This window comes from Sphaerochaeta sp. S2 (assembly GCF_016406725.1).
Lineage (GTDB): Bacteria > Spirochaetota > Spirochaetia > Sphaerochaetales > Sphaerochaetaceae > Sphaerochaeta.
Genome location: NZ_JAEKNT010000254.1, coordinates 1 through 3962, shown reverse-complemented (window position 1 = coordinate 3962; position 3962 = coordinate 1). Strand labels below are relative to the sequence as shown.

The following is a 3962-nucleotide window of genomic DNA, read 5'->3' as shown; positions in this document are numbered from 1 at the left end:
GTATTCAGGCAGTTGGTAACAGCAGCCAGTGATGGAGCCATTGCTGCCCACTGTTCAAGTGAGTATATCGACGAATTGGAGGGAAATGCATACCGTTAGGGTGCATTTCCTAACTCATATATCACACAAATCTCCTTGACGATGACATAGCCTTAGTGTTCTAATTGAGGCATGAATATATGTATGGTATCGAGTGAATCTGTCCCCTTCTCTAAATCAGGGGGGCTTGCAGACGTAGTTGGGGCACTATCGGGAGCCCTCGCCATGGTTGGCGAAGAGGTCCGAGTAGTGCTTCCTCTCTATGGGAGTGTCGATAGAACATCCTTCACCGATTTACCGTTTCAAGGAGAGGTCTCTCTTCTAGGAAGTACCGAGTCAGTAACTTTCTGCGAGACTCGTCTTGGAAAGGTGACGTATTACTTTGTACAACACCCTTTTTACACGGACAGGAAGGGGATTTATGGCGACACCTCTTTTACCCCGTACCACGACAACCTGAAACGATTCACTCTCTTGAATAAGGCTGCCTTGGTTCTCTGCAAGCTCCTCGACTGGAAAGTCGATATCATGCACTGTCATGATTGGACTTGTGGGTTTCTTCCCTATCTCCTTTCTTTGCATGATGATCCATTTTACCAGAAAACCAAGAGCGTAATGACCATCCACAATCTAGCCTATCAGGGTGAATTCTCACGCTTGGAGTTGCTCAGTACTGACATCTTGCCTGACAACAGGATGTTCAGCGGAGAGACGCCGACCAAGCGTATCAATATGCTGAAAACCGGTTTGGAATTTGCCGATCGCATCACCACCGTCAGCCCAACCTATGCGAAAGAAATCCAGAGCAAAGAGTATGGTTGCTCTTTGGATGGACTGCTCACTGAACGTTCAGCTGACCTGGATGGTATCATCAATGGTATCGATCCGGATGAGTGGAATCCTGAAACAGATCCTTTCATAGAACATCATTTCTCTGCACATTCTCAGCAAGGAAAGCAGGTAATCAAGGCAGAACTGCAAGAGGAGTTCAATCTTCCAAGAGACCCCTCCATACCACTCTTTGCCATGATCAGTCGACTTGCCGAGCAAAAGGGGTTCGTCGAATTGCTTGAAGGATCTCCCTGTGCCTTGGAGCAGATGCTGCAAAAGCACACCATGCAGATGATCCTCATTGGTACCGGTGATTCTGCGATGGAGATAAAGCTCAGGGAACTTGGGGAACGCTATGAAAACCTCTCAGTGAATATCCTCTTCAGCAACAAGGCGGCTCACCGTCTTGAAGCCGGAGCCGACTTCTTCCTGATGCCGAGTCGATATGAACCTTGCGGACTCAACCAACTCTACAGCTTACGCTATGGTACCTTGCCTGTTGCCCGAAAGACAGGAGGTCTTGCAGACAGTATCATAGACCTGGATGAGAATCCTAAGGAGGGAACCGGCATTCTCTTTGAGAGTATGAGCGCTCGTGGTATACTTGAGGCAGTAGAAAGGGCAATATATTGGTGGGAGAAGGGTCCAAAGACACTCCAGACCATTCGAGAACGATGCATGCTTTGGGACAGTTCATGGGAGCGGTCGGCCAAGGCATATCAAACAGTATATAGATCCAGCTTAAGGGGGAAATGACATGCGAACTAGAGAAAAAACGATTGCGATTGTACTTGGAGGGGGAAAAGGTACCAGACTGTATCCTCTCACCATGGACCGTGCCAAACCTGCAGTTCCCTTTGCTGGAAAGTATCGATTGGTGGATATTCCAATCTCAAACTGTATCAACAGTGAAATCAGGCAGATCTACATCCTCACCCAGTTCAACTCTGCTTCGCTTCACAACCATATCTCCAACACCTATATCTTCGACACCTTTTCAAACGGGTTTGTAGAGATTCTTGCTGCAGAGCAGACCAATCAAACTGATACTTGGTATCAGGGAACTGCTGATGCTGTTCGTAAGAACATGAAGCACTTCCACGACCAGAATGCCGATTACTATATCATTCTCAGTGGAGACCAACTCTATCGAATGGACCTTGGACAGATGCTCGACAGACATATCAAGAGCGGTGCCGAACTGACCATTGCATCAAAGCCCATTAGCAGGGAGCAAGCAACAGGGTTGGGTATCATCGGCTGTGACAAGGATGGAATGATTACCGATTTCTATGAGAAACCAGCTATTGACCTGGACATCAGTGAATACAAGGTTGGCGATGAATTCATGTTCTCTTCCTTGGGAGTACATACAGGCCCAAGCAATGAGTACCTCGCAAGTATGGGTATCTACATTTTCAACGCACAGACGATGGAAGAGGTTCTGAACAACGACAAGACGGATTTTGGAAGAGAGATCATTCCCGATGTCATCAAGCAACGGAAGGTTGCCACCTACCTCTTTGACGGGTTCTGGGAGGATATCGGAACAATTAAGGCATTCTATGAGACCAATCTTGATCTGGCCTCGATCAATCCACAATTCAACTTCTACGATGAAAGAATGCCAATCTACACCCACCGCAGACACTTGCCCGCTACGAAGGTGAATTTCTGTAATATCTCAAACTCACTTACCAGTGAAGGTTCCATCATAACCAATGCTTACATCGTGAACTCAATCATCGGTGTTCGTACCATTATTGAGTCCGGGGCCTCTCTTGATGGCGTCTACTGTATGGGTGCCTCGTTCTATGAGACCCAGGAACAGAAGGCTGAGAATGCGAAGAAAGGCATTCCCAATATAGGTATCGGAAGGGGGACCATTATCCGAAAGGCCATCATTGACCAGAATGCCCGTATCGGGGACGGATGCCGTATAGGAATTGATGACATCCCTCGTCAGGAAGGGGATTTTGCAATGTATTCCATTCATGATGGGATTATCGTCATCAATAAAAATGCAATCATCAAGAATGGAACGGTAATGTAATATCAATCAGGTATTTCTACACAGCGGAAGAGATTAAACTTCCGCTGTTTCTTTGTTTCAACACTTTTCATAATCTGCTATACAGGCTATAATTATCGGAAGGAGTAGCACATGCTGAAGAATACAATTACACAAGAGATTGTCAATGGCCAGACAATGCTCGGTATTGAACTTGGTTCCACAAGAATCAAGGCAGTTTTGATCAACTCGGAAAACCAGCCCATCGCCCAAGGGGGGCATGACTGGGAAAACACCTTACTCAACGGAATCTGGACATATAGCCTTGAGGATGTATGGAAAGGCATCTCAACCTGTTTCGCCAATCTCCAGAAAGAGGTTCAGAGCAACTATGGTGTTCCGCTGAAAAAACTAAAATCCCTGGGTGTCAGTGCAATGATGCATGGCTATCTTGCCTTCGATGAAAAGGGACAACTCCTTGTCCCCTTCAGAACCTGGAGAAATACGATTACCGCCAAGGCAGCAGAAGAATTAAGTGACCTCTTTGATTACCCTGTTCCAGAGCGCTGGTCCATCAGTCATCTCTACCATGCCATTCTCAGTGGAGAAGAACATGTGGGAGCTATATCATTCCTCACCACCCTTGCTGGATACGTTCACTGGCAGCTTACCGGAGAGAAAGTACTGGGCATTGGTGATGCTTCAGGTATGTTCCCGATTGATACAGCAAGTGGACACTATGATACTGAAATGCTTGACCGATTCGCAAACCAGATACAAGATCGTAAATACCCTTGGGACTTAATCTCCATTCTACCCTCCATTCTACCAGCAGGTGAGCAGGCAGGTGTATTGAGCAAGCAAGGTGCGGCCTTGATCGATCCAAGCGGTATGCTGGAAGCAGGTACCCCACTCTGCCCTCCCGAGGGAGATGCAGGTACTGGAATGGTTGCAACCAATTCTGTGAAGAAGCGAACCGGAAATGTATCAGCTGGTACTTCCGTTTTTGCCATGATTGTCCTTGAGAAGCCTCTTTCCAAGAGCTACAACAAGTTCATTGACCTGGTCACCACCCCTGATG

3 protein-coding genes are annotated in these 3962 nt (G+C 47.0%); all 3 read left to right on the top strand.

The features are described from left to right. Positions 1 to 171 precede the first annotated feature (171 nt). A complete protein-coding gene (locus JF818_RS07185) occupies positions 172 to 1626 on the top strand; it encodes a glycogen synthase (protein ID WP_198891350.1) in 1455 nt (484 codons plus the stop codon). A gap of 1 nt (position 1627) precedes the next feature. Continuing rightward, on the top strand, positions 1628 to 2923 hold the full coding sequence (locus tag JF818_RS07180; RefSeq protein ID WP_198891349.1) for a glucose-1-phosphate adenylyltransferase: 1296 nt from the start codon (positions 1628 to 1630) through the stop codon (positions 2921 to 2923). A 111-nt stretch (positions 2924 to 3034) separates the two neighbouring features. Continuing rightward, on the top strand, positions 3035 to 3962 hold a 928-nt coding region (locus JF818_RS07175; RefSeq protein ID WP_255528439.1), incomplete at its 3' end, for an FGGY family carbohydrate kinase.

Bases quoted from the DNA above. Each gene is read 5' to 3' on its own strand.
- JF818_RS07185 (WP_198891350.1), top strand. From the start codon at position 172: ATGAATATATGTATGGTATCGAGTGAATCTGTCCCCTTCTCTAAATCA.
- JF818_RS07180 (WP_198891349.1), top strand. From the start codon at position 1,628: ATGCGAACTAGAGAAAAAACGATTGCGATTGTACTTGGAGGGGGAAAA.